At 51.0% G+C, this 24,226-nt stretch carries 21 protein-coding genes and 1 pseudogene; 15 read left to right on the forward strand and 7 right to left on the reverse strand.

Annotation, left to right across the window (positions count from 1 at the left end; translation table 11 throughout):
* Both B5D40_RS15400 and B5D40_RS15720 read right to left on the reverse strand, forming a co-directional pair.
* Nucleotides 1-152 (reverse strand): annotated as a pseudogene (locus B5D40_RS15400) (IS5/IS1182 family transposase); the annotation flags it as partial.
* 187 nt (nt 153-339) lie between these two features.
* Nucleotides 340-792, reverse strand: a complete 453-nt coding sequence (locus B5D40_RS15720; RefSeq protein ID WP_158222066.1) for a hypothetical protein — start codon at nt 790-792, stop codon at nt 340-342.
* A 225-nt stretch (nt 793-1,017) separates the two neighbouring features.
* On the opposite strand from B5D40_RS15720, the gene B5D40_RS11900 reads away from it, so the two are divergent.
* From B5D40_RS11900 to B5D40_RS11925, 6 genes are all read left to right on the forward strand, one after another.
* Nucleotides 1,018-1,329, forward strand: a complete 312-nt coding sequence (locus tag B5D40_RS11900) for a helix-turn-helix domain-containing protein (protein WP_078777080.1) — start codon at nt 1,018-1,020, stop codon at nt 1,327-1,329.
* A 146-nt stretch (nt 1,330-1,475) separates the two neighbouring features.
* Nucleotides 1,476-2,381, forward strand: a complete 906-nt coding sequence (gene mtgA, locus B5D40_RS11905) for a monofunctional biosynthetic peptidoglycan transglycosylase (RefSeq protein ID WP_158222065.1) — start codon at nt 1,476-1,478, stop codon at nt 2,379-2,381.
* Nucleotides 2,382-2,412: 31 nt separating this feature from the next.
* Nucleotides 2,413-2,934: a nitroreductase family protein gene (locus B5D40_RS11910; RefSeq protein ID WP_078777082.1), complete on the forward strand. Its 522-nt coding sequence runs from the start codon at nt 2,413-2,415 to the stop codon at nt 2,932-2,934.
* Nucleotides 2,935-4,473 carry a bifunctional metallophosphatase/5'-nucleotidase gene (locus B5D40_RS11915; protein ID WP_078777083.1) on the forward strand — a complete coding sequence of 513 codons (1,539 nt, stop codon included), beginning with the start codon at nt 2,935-2,937 and terminating at the stop codon, nt 4,471-4,473.
* An 84-nt stretch (nt 4,474-4,557) separates the two neighbouring features.
* Nucleotides 4,558-6,000 carry an adenylosuccinate lyase gene (purB, locus tag B5D40_RS11920; protein WP_073306233.1) on the forward strand — a complete coding sequence of 481 codons (1,443 nt, stop codon included), beginning with the start codon at nt 4,558-4,560 and terminating at the stop codon, nt 5,998-6,000.
* Between the two features lie 334 nt (nt 6,001-6,334).
* Nucleotides 6,335-8,260 carry a SulP family inorganic anion transporter gene (locus B5D40_RS11925; protein WP_078777084.1) on the forward strand — a complete coding sequence of 642 codons (1,926 nt, stop codon included), beginning with the start codon at nt 6,335-6,337 and terminating at the stop codon, nt 8,258-8,260.
* A gap of 417 nt (nt 8,261-8,677) precedes the next feature.
* Here the strand turns inward: B5D40_RS11925 and gatA are convergent, their stop codons facing one another.
* A complete protein-coding gene (gatA, locus tag B5D40_RS11930; protein WP_078777085.1) occupies nt 8,678-10,093 on the reverse strand; it encodes an Asp-tRNA(Asn)/Glu-tRNA(Gln) amidotransferase subunit GatA in 1,416 nt (471 codons plus the stop codon).
* Nucleotides 10,093-10,419 carry a DUF4321 domain-containing protein gene (locus B5D40_RS11935; protein ID WP_073306224.1) on the reverse strand — a complete coding sequence of 109 codons (327 nt, stop codon included), beginning with the start codon at nt 10,417-10,419 and terminating at the stop codon, nt 10,093-10,095. The genes gatA and B5D40_RS11935 overlap by 1 nt, the downstream gene beginning before the upstream one ends.
* 142 nt (nt 10,420-10,561) lie before the next feature.
* Here B5D40_RS11935 and thiC point away from each other — a divergent pair, with 142 nt between their 5' ends.
* Genes thiC through B5D40_RS11950 form a run of 3 tightly spaced genes read left to right on the forward strand, consistent with a single transcriptional unit; the run spans nt 10,562 to nt 13,430 of the window.
* On the forward strand, nt 10,562-12,166 hold the full coding sequence (gene thiC, locus B5D40_RS11940; RefSeq protein WP_078777086.1) for a phosphomethylpyrimidine synthase ThiC: 1,605 nt from the start codon (nt 10,562-10,564) through the stop codon (nt 12,164-12,166).
* A 5-nt stretch (nt 12,167-12,171) separates the two neighbouring features.
* The gene (locus B5D40_RS11945; RefSeq protein WP_078777087.1) at nt 12,172-12,684 is read left to right on the forward strand and encodes a hypothetical protein; all 513 of its coding nucleotides are present in this window, start codon (nt 12,172-12,174) and stop codon (nt 12,682-12,684) included.
* On the forward strand, nt 12,672-13,430 hold the full coding sequence (locus tag B5D40_RS11950; protein ID WP_233134223.1) for a hydroxymethylpyrimidine/phosphomethylpyrimidine kinase: 759 nt from the start codon (nt 12,672-12,674) through the stop codon (nt 13,428-13,430). Before B5D40_RS11945 ends, B5D40_RS11950 begins: the two co-directional genes overlap by 13 nt.
* Here B5D40_RS11950 and B5D40_RS15405 read toward each other — a convergent pair.
* Both B5D40_RS15405 and B5D40_RS11955 read right to left on the reverse strand, forming a co-directional pair.
* Nucleotides 13,358-13,633 (reverse strand): hypothetical protein, encoded by a 276-nt coding sequence (locus B5D40_RS15405; protein ID WP_143394338.1) that lies wholly within the window; start codon nt 13,631-13,633, stop codon nt 13,358-13,360. The genes B5D40_RS11950 and B5D40_RS15405 overlap by 73 nt on opposite strands.
* A gap of 407 nt (nt 13,634-14,040) precedes the next feature.
* Nucleotides 14,041-15,063, reverse strand: a complete 1,023-nt coding sequence (locus tag B5D40_RS11955) for a branched-chain amino acid aminotransferase (protein ID WP_095849634.1) — start codon at nt 15,061-15,063, stop codon at nt 14,041-14,043.
* Nucleotides 15,064-15,305: 242 nt separating this feature from the next.
* Between B5D40_RS11955 and B5D40_RS11960 the strand changes: the two genes are divergently transcribed.
* The 6 genes from B5D40_RS11960 (at nt 15,306) to B5D40_RS11985 (ending at nt 23,977) form a co-directional block, all read left to right on the forward strand.
* The gene (locus B5D40_RS11960) at nt 15,306-16,790 is read left to right on the forward strand and encodes a sialate O-acetylesterase (protein ID WP_078777088.1); all 1,485 of its coding nucleotides are present in this window, start codon (nt 15,306-15,308) and stop codon (nt 16,788-16,790) included.
* A 15-nt stretch (nt 16,791-16,805) separates the two neighbouring features.
* Entirely contained in the window at nt 16,806-19,013 is a 2,208-nt protein-coding gene (locus tag B5D40_RS11965) for a beta-xylosidase family glycoside hydrolase (protein ID WP_078777089.1), read from the forward strand.
* Nucleotides 19,014-19,288: 275 nt separating this feature from the next.
* The gene (pheT, locus tag B5D40_RS11970) at nt 19,289-21,721 is read left to right on the forward strand and encodes a phenylalanine--tRNA ligase subunit beta (protein WP_078777090.1); all 2,433 of its coding nucleotides are present in this window, start codon (nt 19,289-19,291) and stop codon (nt 21,719-21,721) included.
* A 12-nt stretch (nt 21,722-21,733) separates the two neighbouring features.
* The gene (dnaX, locus tag B5D40_RS11975; protein WP_078777091.1) at nt 21,734-22,897 is read left to right on the forward strand and encodes a DNA polymerase III subunit gamma/tau; all 1,164 of its coding nucleotides are present in this window, start codon (nt 21,734-21,736) and stop codon (nt 22,895-22,897) included.
* 2 nt (nt 22,898-22,899) lie between these two features.
* A complete protein-coding gene (locus tag B5D40_RS11980; protein ID WP_143159427.1) occupies nt 22,900-23,637 on the forward strand; it encodes a hypothetical protein in 738 nt (245 codons plus the stop codon).
* 31 nt (nt 23,638-23,668) lie between these two features.
* Nucleotides 23,669-23,977, forward strand: coding sequence for a YbaB/EbfC family nucleoid-associated protein (locus B5D40_RS11985; RefSeq protein WP_078777092.1), 309 nt, complete (start codon nt 23,669-23,671; stop codon nt 23,975-23,977).
* Nucleotides 23,978-24,049: 72 nt separating this feature from the next.
* On the opposite strand, the gene B5D40_RS11990 is transcribed toward B5D40_RS11985, so the two are convergent.
* A partial coding sequence (locus B5D40_RS11990) for a sugar transferase (RefSeq protein ID WP_144319697.1) occupies nt 24,050-24,226 on the reverse strand: 177 nt, incomplete at its 5' end.

Consider the following 24,226-nt stretch of genomic DNA (forward strand, 5'->3'; position numbering starts at 1 on the left):
ATCTTTTCGTCGAACAATTTGGAAAACTCGGTCTCGAACTTGTTCCAGTCAATCTTGTTCGCGAGAACGTAGAGGGGGTGCTTGTGGTTCAACTGTTCCTCAAGGGAGCAGAAAAGGCTTGTCTGTGCGTGGGATTTTGGCGGTCTGTACATGAAAAAAATGCAAGGTTTTCAGTCATATTTTAGAAAACCTTGCAATATTTTCACAGGGTAGAAATCAGTTTTTCCCAATAGTTATGCGGGTTGGACGAGATTTTAAGGGAGGACTATATAGCGACGGCAACCGCAATAACGGCAATTAGGATCGAAATAAAGTTCACAATACAAGGGTACATCTTTATTATTCCCCATACCTTTGATCAAGGTAATCAACGATTGACTTTCGTTTTGCTTTAAATTCATCCTGCGAAATCGCCCCCGACTTATTATACCATTCTTCATACGACGCGAAGAATGATTCAATCTGTTTAAAAAGTTCCGGATCCGCCTTTTGAATCTTTTGATACATTTCGTCCGGTGTAAGCCAAGGCTCGTCGCTTTTTAAATCCATTCTTTTATAAACTTCGACAATAATGTCTAAAAAATATTGGTCTTTGGAAATAAAATTTCTTATGTCCATTGTTTGCTTCATTTCTGTGAAAAATTGTGAAAAACTCCTGCCCGCATTCACAGGCAGGATTTTGATGTTATGATTACTGAGCACGCTCACAGCGGCGGCAGGACCCTGTATCGCCATAGCTATTTGTCGGGCATCCCGCGGCAAAGCTGCCGGTTGGATTGTTCTTGGCGACAAGCTGCGGCTTCTTGTAAGCAACTTTCTTCATAATATACCTCTATTTTTTTATCACAGACATCTGTGACAAAATGAAAGATAATAAACTTTTTTCTGAAATGTACAGATGTCTGTGCTTTTTTGAGTTTCCAACAAAAACAATCCCATCGAAAGATTCACAGACCTCTGTAAATAAATACAGACATCTGTGACAGAATGCGCCCGGCGACTTTCTAAATACTAATCATGAATAAAGCTGTTTTCCCGTCAGAAAAGGAGGATTCGATCCTTGCGGAAGCGGTCGCCAAAGTAATCAAAAACTACAGAAAGGAACGTCATCTTTCTCGCGATCAAATGGCTTTTCAGCTATCTTTGCACAAAAACACCCTTTATGGAGTCGAAGTCGGCGTCAAACGCAAAAGCGGCTCATTTGGGCACACGCAATTAACCCTCCCCAATTTCATCCGTATTGCCCGTTTTTTTGGACAAGAACCCGGTCATTTTTTAGAAGAAGTCTTGGCGGAAACCGACAGCTCCGCACGAAAGGACGAAATCTAGTTTTTTCATTTTTTCCAACTTCGAAATCCAAGGCGGGCAAGAAAATGGCGTAATGTACGTTTTTTTTGTGAAAATCCGGAAGCGGAAACGGGCGAAAAAATTTTGGAACGCCTCCGCTTGAATCCAGAATATTATATAATTGCTCCGTGCGAAAATTTCGTGTTAAACAATCCGTTCTCGATTTTTGGAATCGAATCCCGCCACAAAAGCGCAAGGCAATCGGTATTGTCGGCTGTGTTTTCAAGTGGATATACCGCATCTTGAATCGGATTGTCCGGTTGGTGCTGCTTTCCCTGACGCTTTATGCCATTGCCTTTACCCTGGTCGCTTCGTTTCTTTTATACAGGGCGTTTTTGTATGGTTACGAAATCTATGACAACGTGAAGACTCTGGAATACGAAAATCCCGAGATGAGCCGCTACATGGATGCGCTTGTCGATTCGAACCCGAACGTGAAATTGAAGCACCGCTTTGTTCCTTTGGATAGCATCAGCCCGCATTTGCGGAAGGCGGTCATTGCGAGCGAGGACGCGGGATTTTATTACCATCCGGGATTTGACGTGCGGGCGATTGCCGAGGCTTTGGATGCGAACCGCTATTACGGGAAAACGAAATTCGGCGGCAGCACGATTACGCAGCAGCTCGCCAAGAATCTTTTCCTTTCCGGGGAACGCTCGTGGGAACGGAAGTTCAAGGAACTCGCCTATGCGCTTTTGATGGAGAAGATGCTCGGCAAGGATCGCATTTTGGAACTCTATTTGAATTACGCGCAATGGGGACAGACGATTTTTGGCTGTGAAGCGGCAAGCCAGGAGTATTTTAAAAAGAGCGCGTTCAAGCTGAATCTGGACCAGGCTATCAATATGGCGGCGGTTCTCGCAAGCCCGGGCAAGCACAATCCGAATGCGCGTTATAGTCGCTTTATGGCGAGTCGCCGGACTGTGATTTATCAGAACATGTTCCCGAAGCGCGACAGTCTGAAGGTGGACAGCCTGAAGGAATTGAATGCCCCGCCGGAAGAGGCGAAGGCTGCCCTTCCCATTGCGGAATAGTGCTTTGGGGAATATTGAAAAAGGAGTTTCGATGTCGTTTATCGATTTGGTCAAATCCCGTTACAGCTGCCGGAAATTTTTGGCGCAGGCTGTGGAAAGGGAAAAATTGCAGATGGTGCTGGAATCCGGGCGCCTTGCTCCGACGGCGCTGAATCATCAGCCGGTTAAAATTTTTGTTATCCAGTCGGAAGAAGCGCTGGCGAAGTTGCGTGGAGTGACTCGGATGGCATACAATGCGCCTGCCGTTTTGATGGTCTGCTATGACAGGGAGCAGTGCTACCGCGCGCGGAATTACAACGACGACCATGAATGCGGCGACTTGGATGCGAGCATTGTCGCGACGACGATGATGATGCAGGCGACGGAACTCGGGCTAGCCACGTTGTTTGCCCGCGGATTCAATGCGGTGGAAATTGCGCGGACTTTTGAACTTCCCGAAAATTGGAAGGTGAGCTGCCTTTTGGATTTGGGATATGCCGATCCGAACGAGGGCGGCCCTTCGCCGCGGCATTCCGTGCGCAAGTCCATGCCGGAATTCGCCGAAGAACTTTAAATGTTTGGACGCCAGATTTTTGCGTTGCTTGGCGTTTGCGCGCTGCTTTTTTGTTGTGAAAAGGAAAACGCTTCGCCGAAAAAAGAGCGCAGTATTGTGGTCGTCTATGAAAACGACGTGCATTGTCAAGGCGATGGCTATGCGAAATTCGCCGCCGTTCGCGATGCCGTGCGGGATACGGCGGATGTCCTCACCGTTTCGTCGGGAGATTTTTTACAGGGCGGCGCTTTTTGCAGCATGACGAAGGGGGCGAGCGTCGTGGCGTTGATGAATGCCGTAGGCTATGACGCTGTCGCTTTGGGAAACCACGAGTTCGACTATAAAATTCCGCGGCTTCTGGAAGTGGCGGGTTCTTTGAAAGCCCCCGTGGTTTGCTCCAATTTTGAACGGGAAAATTTGCCGGTGTTTTCTCCCTCGGTTTTAAAACGGGTCGGCGATAAAACCGTTGCGTTTGTCGGAGTGCTCACTCCTCATACCGAGTTCGCGGAATCCTATGCTTTTCATGATACGCTGCTCCGCAAATTTTATCGGGTTCCCGCAAAAGGGTTGGCGCAAAAAGTGCAGTCGGCTGTGGATGCGGCAAGGCGGGACGGTGCCGACTATGTCCTTCTGCTTTCGCATTTGGGAATGGAACCGCCGGCGATTTCTGTCGATTTGATTCGGAATACGACAGGCATCCATGCCGTTCTGGATGGGCATTCCCATTCCGTTATCCAGGAACGCTTTGCACAAAACAAGACGGGCGACAGCGTTCTCCTTTCGCAGACGGGCTCGCATTTTAAAAACGTCGGGCTGCTGGATATTTCCCCGGAGGGGATTTTCCATTCTCGCTTGTTGCCGCTGGACAGTGTGAAATCTGCCAGTGAAAAAGTGTCGGCGGTTTACGACAGCATTTTGGCGGATGCTTCGCGGCGATGGGATGGGAAAATTGCCTACGCCGATTTTGCTTTGATGATTGAAGATTCGGGCGGCAATCGTGCCGTGCGGAATGCCGAAACGAATCTGGGCGATTTTGTAGCCGATGCCATGCGCTTTGCTACGGGGGCGCAGATCGCTCTTGTGAATGGCGGTGCTATTCGGAAGTCCATTCCGGCGGGAAGCGTTCGTTATCGAGATGTTTTGGATGCGATGCCGTTTGAAAACGAGATGCTTTTGATCCGGGCACGCGGCGGGGAAATCCTGGGCGCTATTCGGGAAGGGCTTTCAAAATGGCCAGCGGAATTTGGCGGCTTTTTGCAGGTGTCGGGCCTGCGAATTTTCCTTTCGGTGGGGGATTCGCTTCGTCTGGAAAGAGCGGAGGTGGAGCAGGACGGAGCCTTTGTCGCCTTGGATTCCGCGGCGTTCTACACGGTGGGGCTTTCTTCGTATGTCGCCTATGCCGGGGAGGAAATCGTCTCGTTTCGCCAAAGCGAAAGGATGCCTTGTCGGATTTTGACGGACACCGAAGCCGTGGAAGGTTTTATGGAAAATCTCGGGGGAAAAATACCGGACGTTTATCGCGCGCCACAAGGGCGGATTCTTTTTCAGAGGATGCGCTGAAAATTTTGCCTGCCGTCGAGAGGATTGGGATTTGATTCTCTTCTTTTTTCTAAATTAAAACACAAAATTCAAAAAGGAAATTTTATGCGTGATCAATTTGAAAGCCCGCTCATCAAGCGTTATTCTAGCAAGGAAATGAGTTATATCTTCAGCCCGCAGTACAAGTTCCAGACTTGGCGCAAACTGTGGATTTTTCTTGCCGAATCCGAAATGGAACTGGGACTTCCGATTACGCAGGAACAGGTGGACGAATTGAAAGCCCATGCGACGGACATCAACTTCGATGTGGCGGAAGCCGAAGAAAAACGCCGCCGCCACGATGTGATGAGCCACGTTTACGCTTACGGCGTGCAATGCCCGAAGGCGAAAGGAATCATTCATCTGGGGGCGACTTCCGCTTTTGTCGGAGACAATACCGATTTGATCCAGATGCAGCAGGCGATGATTCTGGTGCGGAAGCGGCTTTGCCGCGTGATGGACAAGCTTTCCAAATTCGCCATGGAATACAAGGACATGCCCCAACTCGGTGCAACGCATTTCCAGGCGGCGCAGCTCACGACCGTCGGCAAGCGTGCTTGCCTTTGGCTTCAGGACATGCTGATAGATTTGGAAGAATTGAATTTCCTCATCGAAGTGCTTCCATTCCGCGGAGTCAAGGGAACGACGGGAACGCAGGCCAGCTTCATGGATCTCTTCAACGGCGACGAAGAAAAAATCATGGAACTGGATCGCCGTGTCACAGCCAAGGCGGGATTCAAGCGCGTTCTTACCATCACCGGGCAGACTTACACCCGCAAGTGGGACAATCGCGTGAATCAGACCCTCTGCTCCATCGCCCAGTCGCTGCACAAGTTTGCTACGGATATGCGCCTGATGCAGGGCAACAAGGAAGTGGAAGAACCGTTTGAAAAAACGCAGATAGGCTCGTCGGCCATGGCTTACAAGCGCAATCCCATGCGTTCCGAAAGAATCTGTTCGCTGGCCCGTTTTGTCATGGCGCAGGTGAACAGCACCGCGTTCACCCAGGCGACGCAATGGTTCGAACGTACTCTGGACGACAGCGCCAACAAGCGTCTGGCCATTCCCGAAGCATTCCTTGCCATGGATGCTATGCTGATTATCGCGGAAAATGTCACGAATGGGCTTGTGGTTTATCCGAAGGTGATTGAAAAACGCATCATGGCGGAACTTCCCTTTATGGCTACTGAAAACATCATTATGGAAGGAGTTAAAAATGGCGGCGACCGTCAGGAACTCCATGAAGAAATCCGCGTGATGTCTATGGAAGCGGGCAAAGTGGTCAAGGAACAGGGCAAGGACAACGACCTTTTGGAACGCGTACTGAAAAATGAAAAATTCCAGAAGCTCGGCATTACGGAAGAAAAGCTGAAAGAAATTCTCGACTTGAAGAAGTTCGTGGGGCGCGCTCCCGGTCAGGTGAAGAAATTCGTTTCGGAAGAAGTCCGCCCGGCGATTGATGCCGTTCCGAATTGGGACAACTTGGATGCCGGTGAATTAAAAGTCTAGGCAACCTCTAAAAATTATTTTGGCAACCGTGCTTCGACTTGTTCGACAAGCAGGTGCTGAAGCTGTTGATGCTCACCAACCGGCACGATGCCACGAGCCGTTTTTTGCCCGGGATGATGAATGGCATGATGCCAAAACGGACTTTGGGAACATTCCAAAGCGCATAAACGGATCGAATTGCAATTTATGATGGGGGCATATCTTCGTCATTCCGAAGCGGGTTCGTTGAAAGTTAGGAGAGGAAAGTTGGAAACATAGGAGAATCGGCTCTCTGAAAAAACTTTCTGTAAACACTTTAAAACAAAACGGCTTTTTCCTACATTTGGCGGCACCTATGCCAAAGCTGCCTCATTATTCTCCAGAACTTTTTAAGCAACTCCGAAAGGGTTACACCAAGCAGAATTTTACCAAAGACCTGATGTCCGGCTTGATTGTCGGCATTTTGGCTTTGCCTTTGGCGATTGCGTTTGCGATTGCGTCAGGAGTGGGACCGGAAAAGGGGCTTTACACGGCGATTATCGCTGGTTTTGCCATTTCGTTTTTTGGCGGAAGCCGTTTTCAGATAGGCGGGCCGACAGGGGCGTTCATCGTTATCGTCTATGGCATCGTGGCGCAGTATGGTTATGACGGTCTGGCGACAGCGACTTTGATGGCGGGAGTGTTCCTGGTGATTTTCGGGCTGGCGAAACTCGGGGGCATCATCAAGTTCATTCCTTTTCCGGTGACGGTCGGTTTTACGGCGGGAATCGCTATCATTATCGCTCTGGGCCAGGTGCCGAATTTTTTGGGGTTGCAGTTTTTGCCCGGCGTGAAGGAACCCGCGGACGCTCTCGGAAAAATCGTCCTTTATGCGAAGTCTTTGGAAACGACGAATTTGTATGCGGTGGTTGTCGGCCTGTTTTCCCTTGGAATCTGCATCTTTTTTCCCAAGCTGACGACAAAAGTTCCGGGTTCGCTTATTGCGATTATCGGCGCTACCGCTTTGGTGAAAATTTTGGGTTGGGATGCTGAAGAATACGGCGTCATGACAATCGGTTCAAAAAATTCCATCCCGACGGGTTTTCCGACGCCGCACTTGCCCAATATCAGTTTGGAAATGATGAGGCAGGTGTTCCAGCCGGCGCTCACCATCGCGATCCTCGGGGCGATTGAATCCCTGCTTTCTGCGGTTGTCGCCGACGGCATGACGGGTACCCGCCATCGTTCCAATACGGAGCTGGTCGGTCAGGGAATTGCCAATGTCCTTTCTCCGATTTTTGGAGGCATTCCGGCGACGGGGGCGATTGCCCGAACGGCGACCAATATCCGCAATGGTGCGATAAGCCCGATTTCGGGGCTTGTCCATGCGGTGATTCTCCTTTTGATTATGCTGATTTTTGGCAAATACGCCGAGATGATTCCGATGGCGGCTCTGGCGGCGGTGCTTTTTCAGGTGGCGTTCAATATGTGCGGCTACAAAAACTTTTTCAAATTGCTGAAAGGCGCGCCGAAAAGCGACGTGTCGGTGCTTCTCGTGACTTTCGTACTCACTGTGGTGATGGATTTGACGATTGCGATTGAAGTCGGCGTGTTGCTGGCGGCGATTCTCTTTATTCGCCGGATGTCCGATGTCGCGGAAGTGGAATGCGTTACGGAAGATTTGAGCCAGGACGACGAAGAGCTTGCCGACCCGAATAATATCGCAAGCCGTCATGTTCCGCATGGCGTTGCCGTTTTTGAAATCATGGGTTCGCTTTTCTTTGGCGCGGTGGAAAAATTCAAGACCGCTCTCGATATGACGAACAGCCATCCGGACATTTTGATTCTCCGGATGCGCCAGGTCCCTTCCATCGATGCGGCCGGTGAGCAGATGATCGAGGGCTTGCTCGCCAAGTGCCGAGAACAGGGAACGCGCCTGTTGCTTTCGGGTGTGCATTCCCAGCCGATTGTCGCCCTTTCCAAGTCGGGGCTTCTCAAGGAAATCGGGGAACAGAATGTGCTCGCCAATATCGATGCGGCGCTCAACCGCGCCCGGGAACTTTTGGGCCTTCCGATTGTCGTTGCTGAACCGACCGTGCCTAGCGTCGAATGGGAACGTCATGTGCAGCAGCCCTGGATCCCCGAAAACGCCAACGCGAAAATTGCGGAAGAAACGACGGAAGTGATAGCCGAAACCGTGTCCGAAGTGAAAATTGGCGAAATTCCCAAGGCGGAGAGCGAAAAGAAGGATTCCTTCCGGATGATGATGCGCAAGATTTTCCCGTGGTATGGGAAAAAGTAGTCGAGAATTTTCGAGGCTTGAACTTCAAAAATTCGCTTTTGCCGACTTTCGCTGGGGAAATTATATACCATCTTCTATCAAATACGCTCAATTATTTTTTTAAACGAGGTATTTTCTTTCACAGGGTGAACTCGGTTATCAGTTATTAGTTTTCAGTTGTCAGTTTCAACTCTCAACTCTCAACTCCCAACTCCCAACTTTTAACCGGTCCCTGCCCTTCGACAAGCTCAGGGTCCACCCTTCGATAAACTCAGGAACCGCCGGTTAGTGAGCCTGCCGAACTAGTCGAAGGACAAGCAAATCGGGTAGAATTTTATCTATAAGTCCCTTTTGAATGAACAACGCGCAGATCATTCAAACAAATAAAAACCCCGAAAGTGAAATCCAGCTTTCGGGGTTTGTTTTTTTACGAAGATACTAGCGGAATTTTTCGGCGGCTGCGGCAATCGAAAGCAATTCCGTTTCGGCATAAGGCTTGCCAATCCATTGGATGTTCACCGGCAAGTTTTCCGCTTGCCCGCAGGGAACGGAAATTCCGGGAAGCCCGGCAAGGTTCAAACTGACCGTGTAAATATCGGAAAGGTACATCGCCATCGGGTCGCTTTCGCCTTCGCCACGCTTGAGCGGAAGGCCGGGCATCACCGGGGAAGCGATGACGTCGCAATTTTCAAAGGCGCGCGTGAAGTCGTTGGAAATCAGGCGGCGGACTTTTTGCGCTTGTACATAATAGGCGTCGAAAAAGCCGGAACTCAAGACGTAGGAACCCAGCATGATGCGGCGTTGCACTTCTTTGCCGAACGCTTCGCTGCGGGACATGGCGTAAAGGTCGTAGAGATTTTTGGCTTCTTTGCTGCGGTAGGTGTAGCGCACGCCGTCAAAGCGGGAAAGATTGCTCGACGCTTCGGCGGTGGCAATGATGTAGTAGCTGGCCACGGCGTAGCTGATGTTCGGCATGGAGATTTCTTTTAGGACGGCTCCTTCCGATTCCGCTTTTTTCAGAACGTTTTCGATGGCGGCTTTGCAGCCGGAGTCCAGGCCTTCGGCAAAGTATTCCTTGGGAACGCCGATGACTTTTCCCTTCAGGCTTTCCCCGATTTTTTGTCCGAAATTTTCGGCGGGGCGCGGGCTGGTCGTGTTGTCGTGCGCATCCTGTCCACAGATCGCGGAAAGAACGGTGGCGGCATCCTGCACGTTTGTGGAAAGCGGACCGATTTGATCGAGGCTCGAAGCGTAGGCGATAAGGCCGTAACGGGATACGCGACCGTAAGTCGGTTTTAGACCGACGATGCCGGTGCAGGCAGCAGGCTGGCGAATGGATCCGCCGGTATCGCTTCCGAGGGCGACAGGAACTGTTCCCGTCGCGACGGCGACAGCAGAACCGCCCGACGAGCCACCCGGAACGCGGGTTTTATCGACGGGGTTTTCCACGGCTCCAAAAAAGGAGGATTCGTTGGAGGAACCCATGGCAAATTCGTCCATGTTCGTTTTGCCGACGATGATGGCACCTTGGGATTCGAGCTTTTGAACGGCAGTCGCCGTGTAGGGCGAAACGAAGTTCTCCAAAATTTTGGAGGCTGCCGTGGTGCGCGTTCCTTCGAGGCAAAGATTGTCTTTGATGGCGACAGGGATGCCGTCGAGTTCTCCGAGAAGCTTTCCCTGTTTCCGGCGCTCGTCGCTTTCTTTGGCTTTGGCGAGGGCGCGCTCTGCCAAAACGGAAATGTAGGCGTTCAGCCCTTTGCTCTTTTCGATTTCGCCAAGGGATTCTTCGGCGAGTTTTTCCGCCGTGGTTTTTCCGCTTTCGAGTGCGGCTTTCAATTCTTGGATCGTTTTCATTAGCGTTCTCCGGACCATTTCATAATGTAAAGGCCAACCACGAGGCCGACCAGACTCATCACGTTCAATTTGAGAGCCAGACCAAAGGAAATCTTAATCATGTAAAGGTCTAGCACAAAGGGCTTCATCGTGTTTCCGTCCCCGGTATTGAACGCCCAAAAGGGCTTCACAAAGAAATTGTGTACGATATTGTTGTAGCCGCCGGCATTCATCAGTTCGCCGAGTTTTCCAAAAACGAACCCGAAGCATTCGCCCAGAACGCCGCCGATGATAAGGCCGAGAATTACAAAGAGAAGAAGTCTTCCAAAGCTAGAATTGCGAGTCATAGGATTCCTGAAGTTTATCGGAAATATAGTAAAAATCGCTTATAGGCTTTTTGTTTTCTATATTGGGGGCCGGGGTGCCCGCATCCGCGGGCTGAGATTATACCCTTGGAACTTGGTTCGTCATGGAACAAAAGGATTTTATATGGCAGAAGCGTCTCCCTTTTTCAACCCGTTTCCTCAGTCTCAACGCATTTACGTTTCTGGAAAAATGTATCCCGACATCAAGGTGGGAATGCGGGAAATCCGCTTGGACGATCCGAAATGTCCTGTGCTTCCGGTTTACGATACGAGCGGTCCCTACGGCGACCCCGCTAAAAAAATCGATCTCGACAAAGGCATCGAAAAATTGCGCGCTCCCTGGATTGCGGAACGCCTGCAAAAAGACGGTCGCCACAAGACGCAAATGGAATATGCGAAAGAGGGGATCATCACCCGGGAAATGGAGTATGTCGCCATCCGTGAAAATCAAAAGATGGATGAAATTTTCGGCGGAACGGGAACGGAAATTACTCCGGAATTTGTGCGCAGCGAAGTCGCTTCGGGCAGGGCTATCATCCCGAGCAACGTGAATCACCCGGAATGCGAACCGATGATTATCGGACGGCATTTTCTGACGAAAATCAATTCGAATATCGGCAATTCCGCTGTGGCGTCTTCCATTGAAAAGGAAGTGGAGAAGATGGTCTGGTCGGTACATTGGGGTGCCGATACGGTGATGGACCTTTCGACGGGAAAGGACATCCACGCCACGCGCGAGTGGATTTTGCGGAACAGTCCGGTTCCTATTGGAACGGTTCCGATGTATCAGGCTCTGGAAAAAGTGAACGGCGTTGCGGACGACCTGACTTGGGAAGTTTTCCGCGATACCTTGATTGAACAGGCGGAACAGGGCGTCGATTATTTTACGATTCACGCGGGGCTTCTTTTGAAATTCGTGCCGCTGGCTTTGAAGCGGACGGCGGGCATTGTGAGCCGCGGCGGTTCCATTATCGCCCGCTGGTGCATGACGCACAATCAGGAAAGTTTCCTCTACACGCATTTTGAAGAAATTTGCGACATTTTGGCAAAATATGACGTGTGCGTTTCTTTGGGCGACGGCTTGCGCCCGGGTGCCATTGCCGATGCGAACGATGCCGCGCAGTTTGCGGAATTGGACACGCTGGGCGAATTGACGGAAATCGCCTGGAAAAAAGGCGTGCAGGTGATTATCGAAGGCCCGGGCCATGTTCCCATGCAGAAAATTCGCGAGAACATGGAACGCCAGGAGGAAAAATGCCATCAGGCTCCCTTCTATACGCTGGGGCCTCTTACGACGGACATCGCTCCGGGTTACGACCACATCACTTCGGCAATCGGGGCGGCGATGATCGGCTGGTTCGGAACGGCGATGCTCTGCTATGTGACACCCAAGGAACATTTGGGACTTCCGGACAGGGACGATGTGCGCGAAGGCGTGGTGACGTACAAATTGGCGGCTCATGCGGCGGATTTGGCGAAGGGGCATTTTGCCGCGCATTTCCGGGATGATGCGCTGTCTCGTGCGCGCTTCGATTTTCGCTGGAAGGACCAGTTCGCTTTGTCTTTGGATCCGGAACGCGCCATGGAATTTCATGACGAAACCTTGCCGGGGAATGGGTCGAAGGAATCGCATTTCTGCTCGATGTGCGGACCGAAATTCTGCTCCATGCGCATCTCTCGGGATATTCAGGAGTTTGTCCGGACGGGAAAGCTTGCGAAGCAGGAATAATCTTCATGCGCTACTCCCTGTTTTGCAGCGAAGAAAGTTTTGTCGATGAAATCGATTTAATCGAAAAAATTTCCGCTTTGGGAATGGAGCATTTGTACGTACGAAAACCGCGAATGGACGAACGGGCTTTGGGGCGTTTTTTGCTCGCCCTTCCCGAATCGGTTCGAGCGAAAACTTTTTTGTACGGCTTTCCTAGTGCCGCTCAGGAATTTGGGCTTGCCGGAATTTTACAGCCGCTGGAATGGATTTTGCAAAATGAAAAAGCGATATGGAACTCCGGCGTTTCGCTCGGTATTTTGCTTCACTCCATAGAAGATTTGCCTAAACTTTCTGCGGAAATTTCAGCGAGAGTCTCGGCTTTTCTTTTTCCCGAAAAAACGGGAAATGCTGGCGAAAACGGCTTTGTACTTTGCGATGCGACGGAAATCCCGGCGGGAGTGCGGAATGCGGCAATCGTTTCGGGAATTTGGGAGTTTGCGGATCCTGTTTCCGCATGGAAACGCTTATGTCAAAAATGAATTTTGCGGTAACGGTCGCGGGCTTTGATGGCAGTGCTGGAGCTGGGATTCTTGCCGACATCAAAGCGATGCGGGATTTTGGGGTTTATGGCGTCGCGGCTTGCTCCGCGCTGACGGTGCAGAATGAATGTTCGTTTGAAAGCCCGGGATTTCTTCCTGCCGAACGCATTTTGGAACAGCTGGACAAGTTGCGGGAAGTACGCGAATATCGCTTTTACAAAATCGGGCTTGTGCGCGATGTGGAAACGCTCCGTCTTATTGTCGAATGGATTCGTTCCCACAGTCGGGATGCCTTTATCCTTTGGGATCCCATTATGGCGGCATCCGCCGGATTTCGTTTTTTTGCGGAAGCCGATGCGGAAAAATTCAGGGCGGTCATGGCGCAAATCGATTTGATCACTCCGAATCGCCTGGAATTTGCCTATTTGGGATTTGCCATTTCGGGGGAAAGCTTTGTTCCGTTTTGCCCGTCGTCGGTTCTTTTGAAGGGCGGTCATGCGACCGGCGAAGAGGCGGTTGATATTCTTTGGTGGCGGGGGAAACGCTACGAGTTTAGCTCTCGCCGATTGGTCGGAGTCGATAAGCACGGCACAGGCTGCACCCTTTCGGCGGCGATTCTCGCCAATCTGACTCTTGGAAAATCCTTGCCGGAATCTTGTCAGGCGGCTAAGCTTTATATGGAAAATTTTTTGGTGGGCGGCGAAGGACGAATCGGTTGGGTGGATGATTTTGTCCCGACGTCGTAACGGTAGCTGGCGTTCCTGCTCCCGGACATTCCGGTCAGGCGACCCGAATAGTCGTAGGCGTAGCCTGCATTCTCGACGATGCGCCCTGCGGAACCCGCTGCGTTCCAGACCCTCTCCACTCCGGATTGACGGGCGGAAAGCGGGCTTTCGTAGGAAATGCTTTCGGTATACAGGATCGTGAATTTAGGCAAAAATTCTTTCATTATCTATTCTAGTATATTTTCCTAATTTAAATTAATTTATCCATAGTTCGCAATTGGAGTTAGGGGTTCAAAAGAAATTCGTGATTCATTATAAAAATGGGGCTTGTATACAAAATTTCACCCGATTTGCTCGGTTAGCGATTAGTGGTTAGTTGAAAGTTGGGAGTTGAAACTGATAACTGATAACCGAGTTCACCTTGTGAAAGAAAACACCCCGTTTGAAAAAAGTTCCGCGTTGGAAAAATTTTTTAATTACGAGTATTTGATGGAAGATTGTATATAATTCCCTAAAAAAAGAAATTTTTAGAAGTGTCCATCACAAATTCGCCATCAAAATCGCACTTGTAGGCAAACAAAAAATCCCGCCGGTTTCCTGCGGGATTGCTTGATAAAAAGCCGAAAGAGAATTAGAATTCTACGACTTCCGTCCAGCCAAACGGATCCGGCTGTTCACCGAATTGAATAGCTGTATAGGTATTAAAAAGCTGGGTGCAAACCGGACCCGGATTCACGCCGTCGCCGTAGGTAAACGTCTTGTTCGCAACGGGGTCCACGATTTTCTTGATCGGAGTGATGACCGCGGCGGTGCCGCATTCGGCGGTTTCGCTGAACTCGGCGAGCTCTTCAAAAGGAACCTGCCGACGTTCCACCTTGTATCCAAGATGTTCGGCTAGCTGTTGCAGGCTCTTGTTGGTAATCGAAGGCAGAATCGACTCGGACTTTGGCGTGACGTAAGTGTTGCCTTTAATGCCAAAGAAGTTTGCCGGTCCGCATTCGTCGATGTATTTCTTTTCCTTCGCGTCCAGATAGATGGTGCTGGAGTATCCCAGTTTTTTGGCTTCGGCAAGGGAGAGCAGGCTTGCCGCATAGTTGCCGCCGACTTTGACGGTGCCCGTTCCCTGGGGAGCGGCGCGGTCGTAGTTCCGGCTGATCATCATATCGACAGGCTTGAATCCATCCTTGAAGTAGGGACCTACCGGAGTCACGAACATCAGAAGCAGGTATTCGTCTGCGGGCTTCACGCCGACTTCCGGGCTCATGCCGATGAGCAAAGGACGAATGTAAAGAGTGGCACCAAATCCGTAGGGGGGAACAAAACGCTTGTTCGCTTTGACCACGGTATGCACCATTTCGCGGAACAGTTCAACGGGGGGCACGGCCATCAGAACCCGGTTTGCCGTATTCTGAATCCGCTTGGCATTTTCTTCTACCCGGAAAATGCGGACTTTGCCGTCTTTGCCTGTGTAAGCCTTCAGTCCTTCAAAACCTTCTTGGCCATAATGCAAGCAAGTTGCGGCCATGTGAATGCTGATGTCTTTGGAAGAGGATACTTCGATTTTTCCCCACTGTCCGTTCCGGTAGTAGCAGCGGACATTGTAGTCGGTATCGTAGTAACCGAATGGGAGCGTCTTCCAATCAACTGTATTCAAATCGACTTGCATAATTTGCGACCTTTTGTTTTAGCGTCACCTTGACGCCGAAAGAAAAATACACATTTTATGGGAAATTGGCACGATGCAATATGAATTGCGGCGGGATGCGACAAGAATCATTTCTTTCGCTGTGGATTTTTTATCCATGCAAACTGGTTGAGGATGATGTCGCCGGACTTTGGAGGAGAATATCTTTTGGCAAAAGACGATTTTAGAAATCGCCAAAAGAGGATTGGAAAATGAAATTGGATTTTTCGTCGGGATTTTTGTCCGCTGTATGCACCATTTTGGGGGCCGTTTCGTTTTTGGCGGCTGCTCCGGACCCGAATTTTCATATCTATATCGCATACGGACAGTCCAATATGGCGGGTGCGGGGGAAATTCGGAAAGGCATCGACGATGTAGAGCATCCCCGCTATAAGATGTATGCGACAACGGCCTGCACCCAGCTTGGTCGTCCGAATGTCGGCGCGCTGTATCCGGCGATTCCCCCGATGTTCCATTGCGGCGAAGGGCTTTCCATCGCGGACTGGTTTGGCCGGTATATGGCGGACAGCCTTCCCGGGGTGACTGTTGCGGTAATCCCTGTGGCGGTGGGAGGCACAAAAATCGAGCTTTTTGACAAGGACAAATATGCGGAGTATCTGGCGGGAGAAGCGTCCTGGCTTGTCAACTGGGCAAAGGATTATGGCGCCGATGGCAACGCCCATGCACGAATTGTCGAAGTCGCTCAAGAAGCGATGAAAGAGGGGGTAATCAAGGGGTTTATTTTTCACCAGGGCGAATCGGGCGCGATGTCCGGAAATGACTGGCAAAGCGAGGTCAAGAAAACTCGCGACGATATTTTGAATGCGCTGAATTTAAGTGCCGACACGGTTCCGTTTCTTGCCGGTGAAATGGAAGATTCCGATGCGGGCGGTTGCTGTTATGGTTTTGCGCTGAACCAGGTGGGAAATTTGCCGAATATCATGGAGAATACCTATGTCGTCAAATCGACCGGATTAAAGGGAAACGGCAAGGATTCGTATCATTTCAGCAGCGAATCTTACCAGGAATTCGGATTGCGCTATGCGCAGAAAATGCTGGAGGTGATGCACAAAACGACGGTGGTCGTGCCGCAGGAACCTTTTGGCGGAAAAAGGGTAACGCTCCCCGGAAGAATCGAAGCGGAAAATTACGATTTGGGCGGGCAAAACAAGGCCTACTACGATTCGGATTTGAAAAATGAAGGAGGCAAATATCGCGATGACGGCGTGGATATTGATACGATTCCCGCAGGAGGGTATGCGGTCGGGTACACGAGAAAGGGCGAGTGGTTGAAGTATTCCGTCGAAGCTCCTTTGGCGGGCGATTTTGAAGTCTCAGTCCATGTGGCGACGGGCAGCACGGCTGCGGGCTTTGCCGTCTTTGTCGATGAAAGGATTTTGGGCGATAGCGTTCCAGTGGAAAAAACGGGAGAGGACTGGTCTTCGTATCAAATGGTTTCCGTCGGAAAATTAACGCTACCGGCGGGAAATCACGAAATCAAATTGCTCGTCACCGGGGATTATGTGAACATCGACTACTTGGATTTTTCGCTCTGTGTGGATTCGACGACGGCCATTCGAAGCGGGCGTCAAATTCATGAACAGGCAAAGGATGAAAGGCTCCGCTTTGACGGGCAGAAAGTCTATCTTCAAAAGAACGGGAAAAAGTTCGACTTGCTGGGCATTCAAATCAAGTAGCTAGGAAATCTCCGAATGAAAAAAATCTTATGCTTCGTTGCCGTTTGTGCGGCTTCTGTTTTGGCGGCTACGGTTTCTAATCCGATTATCTGGTCGGATGTGCCGGATGTATCGACTGTGCGAGTCGGCGATTCCTATTATATGGTGAGCACGACCATGCATCTTTCTCCGGGAGTCCCCGTGATGAAGTCCTCGGATTTGGCTTCTTGGCGGACGGTTGGGTACGCCTACCAGACTCTTGCCGACAATGACAATCAGAATTTGAACAATGGCAAGAATGCTTATGGAAAGGGTTCTTGGGCCAGTTCCATTCGTTTTCATAACGGCTATTTTTATGTGCTGACTCCGTCCTATACGACGGGAAAAACGCATTTGTACAAAACGGCAGACGTGGAATCGGGAACGTGGAGCGAAGTGCAATTGCCCTTCTATCACGATCCGTCGCTTTTCTTTGACGACGATGGTTCCGTTTTTGTTTTTTACGGCTCCGGGGAAATCTGCTATGTGGAGCTGAACGGCGATGCGAGCGGCGTTAAAGTCGGCGGGCGGAGCGGCAAACTGCAAGGGACAAATGTGAATGCGGTCGTAGGAACGGATCAATTTATCGTCCGGCAGGAAGGGGCGCAGATTTTCAAGGTAAATGGGGAATATTTCCTGTTTACCATTTCTTGGCCCAGTGGAAATTGCCGTACGGAAATCGTTTATCGTTCCAAAAATCTTTTGGGCGAATACAGCGGCAGAATTTTTTTGCAGGACAACGGCGTTGCGCAAGGAGGAATTTTTGACACTCCCGAGGGAAATTGGTATGCGATGCTTTTTCGGGATTCGGGACCGGTGGGGCGCATTCCTTTTTTGGTGCCTATGAAATGGCAGGATGGTTGGCCGGTTGCCGAGAACGGGAAAGCCCCGGCGACGCTCACTTTGCCTGCGGAGCCTTTGCCCGGTTATGGCATGGTCACTTCGGATGATTTTGAAAGCGAAACGCTGGCGCTGGAATGGCAATGGAATCACAATCCCAACAGTTCGCATTGGTCCCTAACGCAAAATCCGGGCAATCTGCGCTTGACTACGGGACGGCTGGATTCCAGTCTATATACGGCGAAAAATACTTTGACTATGCGCTCATTTGGGCCGAAGTGTTCCGGGCGAATCGCTTTGAATGGCGAGGGAATGGAAAACGGAGATGTGGCGGGGCTTGTCGCTTTGCAGGATTCGATGGGCTACGTGGGCATTCGGAAAAACGCGGGAACTTACAGCGTTGTTATGTATCGGGGAATGCGGGAAGTGCAGAGCGTTCCTCTGTCGGGGAACTCTGCCTATTTGCGCATCGATTTGGACTTGCCGCTGGGCAGCGGAACGGCGACTTTCTATTACAGTGAAAACGGCGAAGATTGGAAGCCCATCGGGGAAAAAATCAATTTGGCCTATACTCTTGGCATGTTTATGGGCTATCGATTTGGGCTTTTCCATTATGCGACGCAAAAAGCGGGCGGCCATTCGGATTTCGACTGGTTTAAAATAGGGAAAAATGAAATCGACGAAATTTATCTTCCGTCGTTGCGGGATATTCCTCGTGCGCCTTATGGCGGCTTGCCTGCGAGTATCCCGGGAAAAATCGAGGCTGAAAATTACGATGTCGGCAATGCGGGCGAAGCTTATTGGGACACGGACCATCGAAATGAAGGCGGCGCTTATCGTCAAGATGGCGTGGATATTGTGACGCTGGATTCCGGGTTTGCCGTCGGCTATACGCTGGCGGGGGAGTGGATGGAATGGACGGTGAATGTGTTGGAAAGTTCGGTTTATGATTTGCAGATCGTCGCTGCGGCTGGTGGAGAATCGGGCAGTGTGCAATTTTTCTTGGATGGTGCGCCTTTGACGGATACGATTCCCATTTTGCAGACGGCAGAAAATTCTTGGGACGTTTATAAAAAATTTTCAGCGGGTTCGGTTGAACTTCCGGCGGGCGAGCACATTCTCCGGCTTTGGATCACGGGCGCTTATGTAAACGTGGACTGGTTCCAGTTTGCCGTTGCCGAAGAGCCGGACGCGATTGCCCTGTCGCCGGCTTCGCTCCAAAATCGCGCCTTTCCGAAAAATGCGAAAGTCCGAGTTTTTAGCTTGACGGGCAAGTATCTTGGCGAAGTTCATCTGAATGGCGTCTCCGCTTCCGAAGCTCTGCGTTCGGCGGGCTTTGCTCCGGGGCATTACCTGCTGCGTTAGAGTTATCAGTTGTCAGTTGTTGGTGAGCCTGCCGAACCATGGTTAGTGAGCTTCGACAATCGGTCCCTGAGCCTCGGTTAGTGAGCTTGTCGAACTAGTCGAAGGGCACTCGCCGCTAGCCGTTGATCGCTAGTCGCTATCCACTGAATGCTAGTCACTAAAATCACCAAAGCAATTTTCAGAGGAGGCCTTTAATCCCCTCTAAAGAATGGGTGGGCATAGTGCTGGGGACATTTAAAATTCTATATTCTCCGTGAATTTTAAAAGGAATTGAAATGAAAGTCTCTTTGAATTGGCTCCGCCGTCATGTAGAACTTCCCGAAAGCGCCGAAGAAGTCGCTAAAGCTCTCACCGCAGTCGGTTTGGAAGTGGAAGGGATGGAAGAATCCGCCAAGCCTTATGAAAAACTGGTGGTGGCGAAGGTGCTTACCTGCGAACCGCATTCGGACAGCGATCATCTTCATGTTACGACGGTGGACAACGGAAAGGAAACCTTGCAAGTGGTATGCGGCGCGCCGAATGTGGCTGCAGGCCAGACGGTGGTGCTGGCTCCTATTGGCGCGGAATTGCCGCTTCCTGACGGCAAGTCGCTCAAGATGAAGAAATCGAAAATCCGGGGTGTGGAAAGCTTTGGAATGATTTGCGCTGAAGACGAAATCGGACTTTCTGACGACCACGGCGGCATTCTGGTTTTGGACGACTCCATTCCCGCGGGCACTCCGTTTGTTTCGCTCGGCCTGTATGATTCGACTTATGAATTGAATGTGACGCCGAACCGTCCGGATGCGCTTTCCCATCGTGGCGTTGCCCGGGAACTCGCCGCCAAATTCGGGCGCAAGCTTAAGCCGCTTTCTTTCCAGCTGCAAGAAGATTCTTCCGAGGAAACTTCTTCCGTTATCCGCTTGACCGTGGAACCGGGTGCCGGCTGCTCTCGTTATGTCGGTCGCGTCATTGAAAACGTAAAGGTGGGGCCTTCGCCCAAGTGGCTTTCTCGCCTGTTGAAATCGGTGGGCATGGCCAGCGTGAACAATGTCGTCGATGTGACGAATTTTGTGCTGATGGATATCGGGCAACCGCTGCACAGTTTCGACATGTCCAAGCTTTCCGGCGCAGAAGTCGTCGTGCGCAAGGCGAAAGCGGGCGAGCGGATCCAGACTCTCGACCACAAGGAGCACGAGCTCTCCACTTCGGATTTGGTCATTTGCGATGGCGACAAGCCGTCGTGCGTTGCCGGTGTGATGGGCGGCGTGGAAAGCGAGATTACGGAATCGACGACGAAGGTCTTTTTGGAAAGTGCCTGGTTCAACCCCGCCGTTGTCCGCAAACAGGCGCACCGCCTTTGCACAAGCACGGATTCCAGTTACCGTTTTGAGCGGGGAATCGACTATTCCATGCAGCGCGATGCCGACGATTACGCTTGCGCTCTGATTCAGGAAGTCGCTGGCGGCAAAGTTCTCAAGGGCGTCGTGGAATATACGGGTGCGGACCACCAGCAGAAACCGGGAGTGGTGCATCTTCGGGCGTCGCGTGTCGCCAAGGTATTGGGCATCGAGCTTTCGGAAGAGGAAATCGTCCGGTATCTGACGGGCATCGAACTGAAGCACCTGGGACAGATGGATTTTGAAATTCCGCCGTTCCGCCCGGATTTGGAACGGGAAGTGGACTTGATAGAAGATATCGCTCGCCTTGTCGGCTTTGACAACATCCCTTACGATGTTCCCGCTTTTAAAATCAAGCCGAACGATTTGCCGAAAGAAGAAGTCTTGGGTCGCCGGATTCGTTATGCGCTCTCGGCTTTGGGACTTCACGAATGTATTTCTTTGCGCTTTACCAGTGCCCTCAATACGGCAAAGGTCTTTGGCGAACCGAATGATGCGGATCTGCGCAGCAAACCGGCAAAGCTTTTGAATGCGCTCTCGGATGAACTCGGCTGCGTACCGACTTCGCTGATCCCGATTTTGCTGAAGTCCGTCGCTGAAAATGAAAAGAACCGTCCGGGTTCCATTCGCCTGTTTGAAAACGGCAAGGCGCAATTCCAGAATGCGGAACGCCAGAATGAACGGGATCCGGGCTTTACCGAAAAGCAGGTTCTTTGCGCCGTGATTGCCGGGCATTATAAAATGGAAGCTTTGGACGACAAGCCTCGGAAAGTGGAGTTCGCCGACATCAAGGGCATTGCCGTTTCCCTTTTCAAACGCTTGGGCATTGCCGCGGAAATCCGTCCGGCGGAAAAACCGGAACTGTTCTTGCATCCGGGAAAGCAGGCGGTTATTGCTTGCGGAAACGAAATTTTCGGCTCTATCGGCGTCGTGCATCCGGCGGTGCTTCAGGCTTTTGACATCAGTTACGAGACCGCCCTTTTTGAAGTGGATTTGGAAAAGGTCTTGAAGGCTGCCGAAAAGAAAACCGTTTTCAAGCCGTTCAGCCGCCAGACTTTTATGATTCGCGACGTGTCGCTGATGGTTCCGGAACGGATGACCAATGAATCGCTTCTGCAAAAGCTGAATGCGTTCAAGGTGAAAAACTTGGCAAAGATTGAATTGAAGAGCGTCTATCAGGGAGTCGGCGTGCAGCCGGGGCAAAAGAACATGGTTTATACGTTCACATACCAGTCGATGACCGAAACGCTGACGGACGAAACGGTGAACAAGGCGCACGACAAGCTGCGTGAAAAGTTGGCTCAGGACAGCGAAATCATTTTGCGTTAAAAAGGTTGGACTATGGCTTATATCGCAATGGCTCGTAAGTGGCGTCCGAAATCGTTCAACGATCTGGTCGGTCAGGAACACATCGCAAAAACGATTGAAAACGCCATCGCCGGCGGACGCCTGCATCACGCTTTTCTGTTTACGGGAACGCGCGGCGTCGGCAAGACGACATCGGCGCGAATTTTGGCGCGGACGCTGAACTGCACAGGCGGAAACCCGCTGGTGCCTTGCGGCAAATGCAAAAGCTGTCTGGATATTGAAAGCGGCCAGCCGATGGATGTCATTGAAATCGATGCGGCGTCGAATACGGGCGTGGACAATATCCGCGACCTTTTGGAACAGACGCAATATACGCCGATGATTGGCAAATACAAAGTCTTTGTCATCGACGAAGTGCACATGCTTTCAAAGGGAGCTTTCAACGCCTTGTTGAAAACATTGGAAGAGCCGCCTCCGCACGTCATCTTTATTTTTGCGACGACGGAAGTGAATAAGGTCCCGCAGACCATCCTATCTCGTGTGCAGCGGTTTGATTTCAAACGCCTGACCACCAAGCAGATTATGGGACGCCTGCATTATATCTGCGAGCAGGAAAGCATTACGACCGATTTGGAAGCTCTGGAGATGATCGCGGAAAAAGCGGACGGTTCCATGCGGGACGCTCTGACGTTTTTTGATCAGGCTTATGCGTTCACCGGGAACGACATGAACGCCGAAGCTGTGCGCTCCGTGTTGGGAATTCCCCCGAACGAATTGTACTTCTCGCTGTTGGAATCCATTGAAAAACATAACGTGAAGGGAACTTTTGCCGTGGTGGACAAGGCCTTGGAAACGGGAGTGGAATTTGCTCCGCTCCTGGAGGGCTTTGCCAAGTTTGTTCGCAACCGGTTGTATGTTCAGGTCGGCGGCATTACCGCGGAATCGCTGAATATCTCGGATGCGCTTTTTGAAAAACTGAAAAATTGCGCGCCTTCTCTGGGCAACGGCGATTTGCTGCGCATCGCAAGGATTCTCACGGATTTGCAGGGGAATATCCGGCGGAGCGCGAACCCGAGATTGCTGGTCGAGTCCGCTTTTGCCCGGATGGCTTATCTGGACAGGGTCGTGGATTTGAAACAGGCTTTGGCCGCCATAAACAACCCCGCTTTTCAGGGTTCAAAAAAAAAAATGAATTGAACGTGCCGGAAACCGCTCCGGTCGCTTTTGATGCGCCGCTTCCCGAGCCAGTTCCTTTGGATTCGCCCTTTGCCATCGATTTCGGCGCTCCTGTTCTGGATTCGAGTCCTTCTTTGCCTTCGGCAAAACCGCAGGAATATTCTTCGCCGATGGAACCCGTTGATGTTCCTCCGCTTTCAACGGCGGGCATGGATGTCTTTGCGGATGATGACGGGGGATTCGAAATGGACGATTCCATGGACTTGGATCGCTTGGGAGGAACGGGCGGGGCGTCTCGGCAATTCACGCGTTACAACGTCTGCAATTTTTGGCAGGAACTCGTCCACGGCATCTCTTCGAATGGCAGCGGTTTTCTTGCCGTGTGCCTGAATGGGACGACGCTTGTGCACGGGGACTTCCAGGACAATCCTTTCCGCTTGACCGTACTTTTCCCTGCGGCGTTCAGTTGGGGCTACACCCAGATGACGACTTTGGAAGAGTATCGCCAAAAGCTGGAAAATTTTCTGGAAGATCGCTTGCAGACAAAGGTCGTTGTTTCTTACGAATTGCAGGAACCGAAACCGGGGGAAGAAATTTCTACGGTGCCCTTGAGCCCTTGGGAATCCGACGTGAAACTGGAACCGGTTCTTGCTGAATTTGCGCAAAAATTTGTGGCGGAGCTGGTGACAACGCGAAGCCTGCCGCGAACGGTGGAAGAGCCCGTGGAATGCGGCGACTCTTGCGCGGCGGAACAGGAATAAAATTTTTTTTCAAAAAAAGGAAGGACACATTATGAATATGCAGAAAATGTTGAAGGACTTGCAGAAAATGCAGTCGAAAATGATTCGCGCACAAAGCGAACTCCAGGCGCAGAGCTTTGAAGCGGAAGCGGGCGGTGGCATGGTGAAAGTGGTGATGAACGGGCAGGGAATCATGACATCCATCAAAATCCACCCGGACGCTGTGGACAAAGACGACGTGGAAGCCCTTGAGGATTTAGTGATGGCGGCGGTCAATTCGGCGACCAAGAAAAAGGATGAAACGTCCAAAGCCAGCATGGATGAATTGACTTCGGGGCTTAAAATTCCGGGCTTGATGTAAGCTGGATGAATGAAAAACGCGATGCCAAATTTGGCATCGCGTAAAACCGAATCTTTGAAGAAAGCGACTTCGCTAGTATGCGACGTCGCTTTTAAAAATCGCCTTGAACGTTTTGGCGATCAGTTGGATGTCGGTGCCTAAGTTCCCGTGGCGCACATACTTGTTGTCCAGGCGCATCCATTCTTCAAAGCCGATGTCGCTGCGCCCGCTGACCTGCCAGAAGCACGTCAGGCCCGGCGTTACGGAAAG

It is taken from the genome of Fibrobacter intestinalis, from assembly GCF_900167415.1.
Classification (GTDB): domain Bacteria; phylum Fibrobacterota; class Fibrobacteria; order Fibrobacterales; family Fibrobacteraceae; genus Hallerella; species Hallerella intestinalis.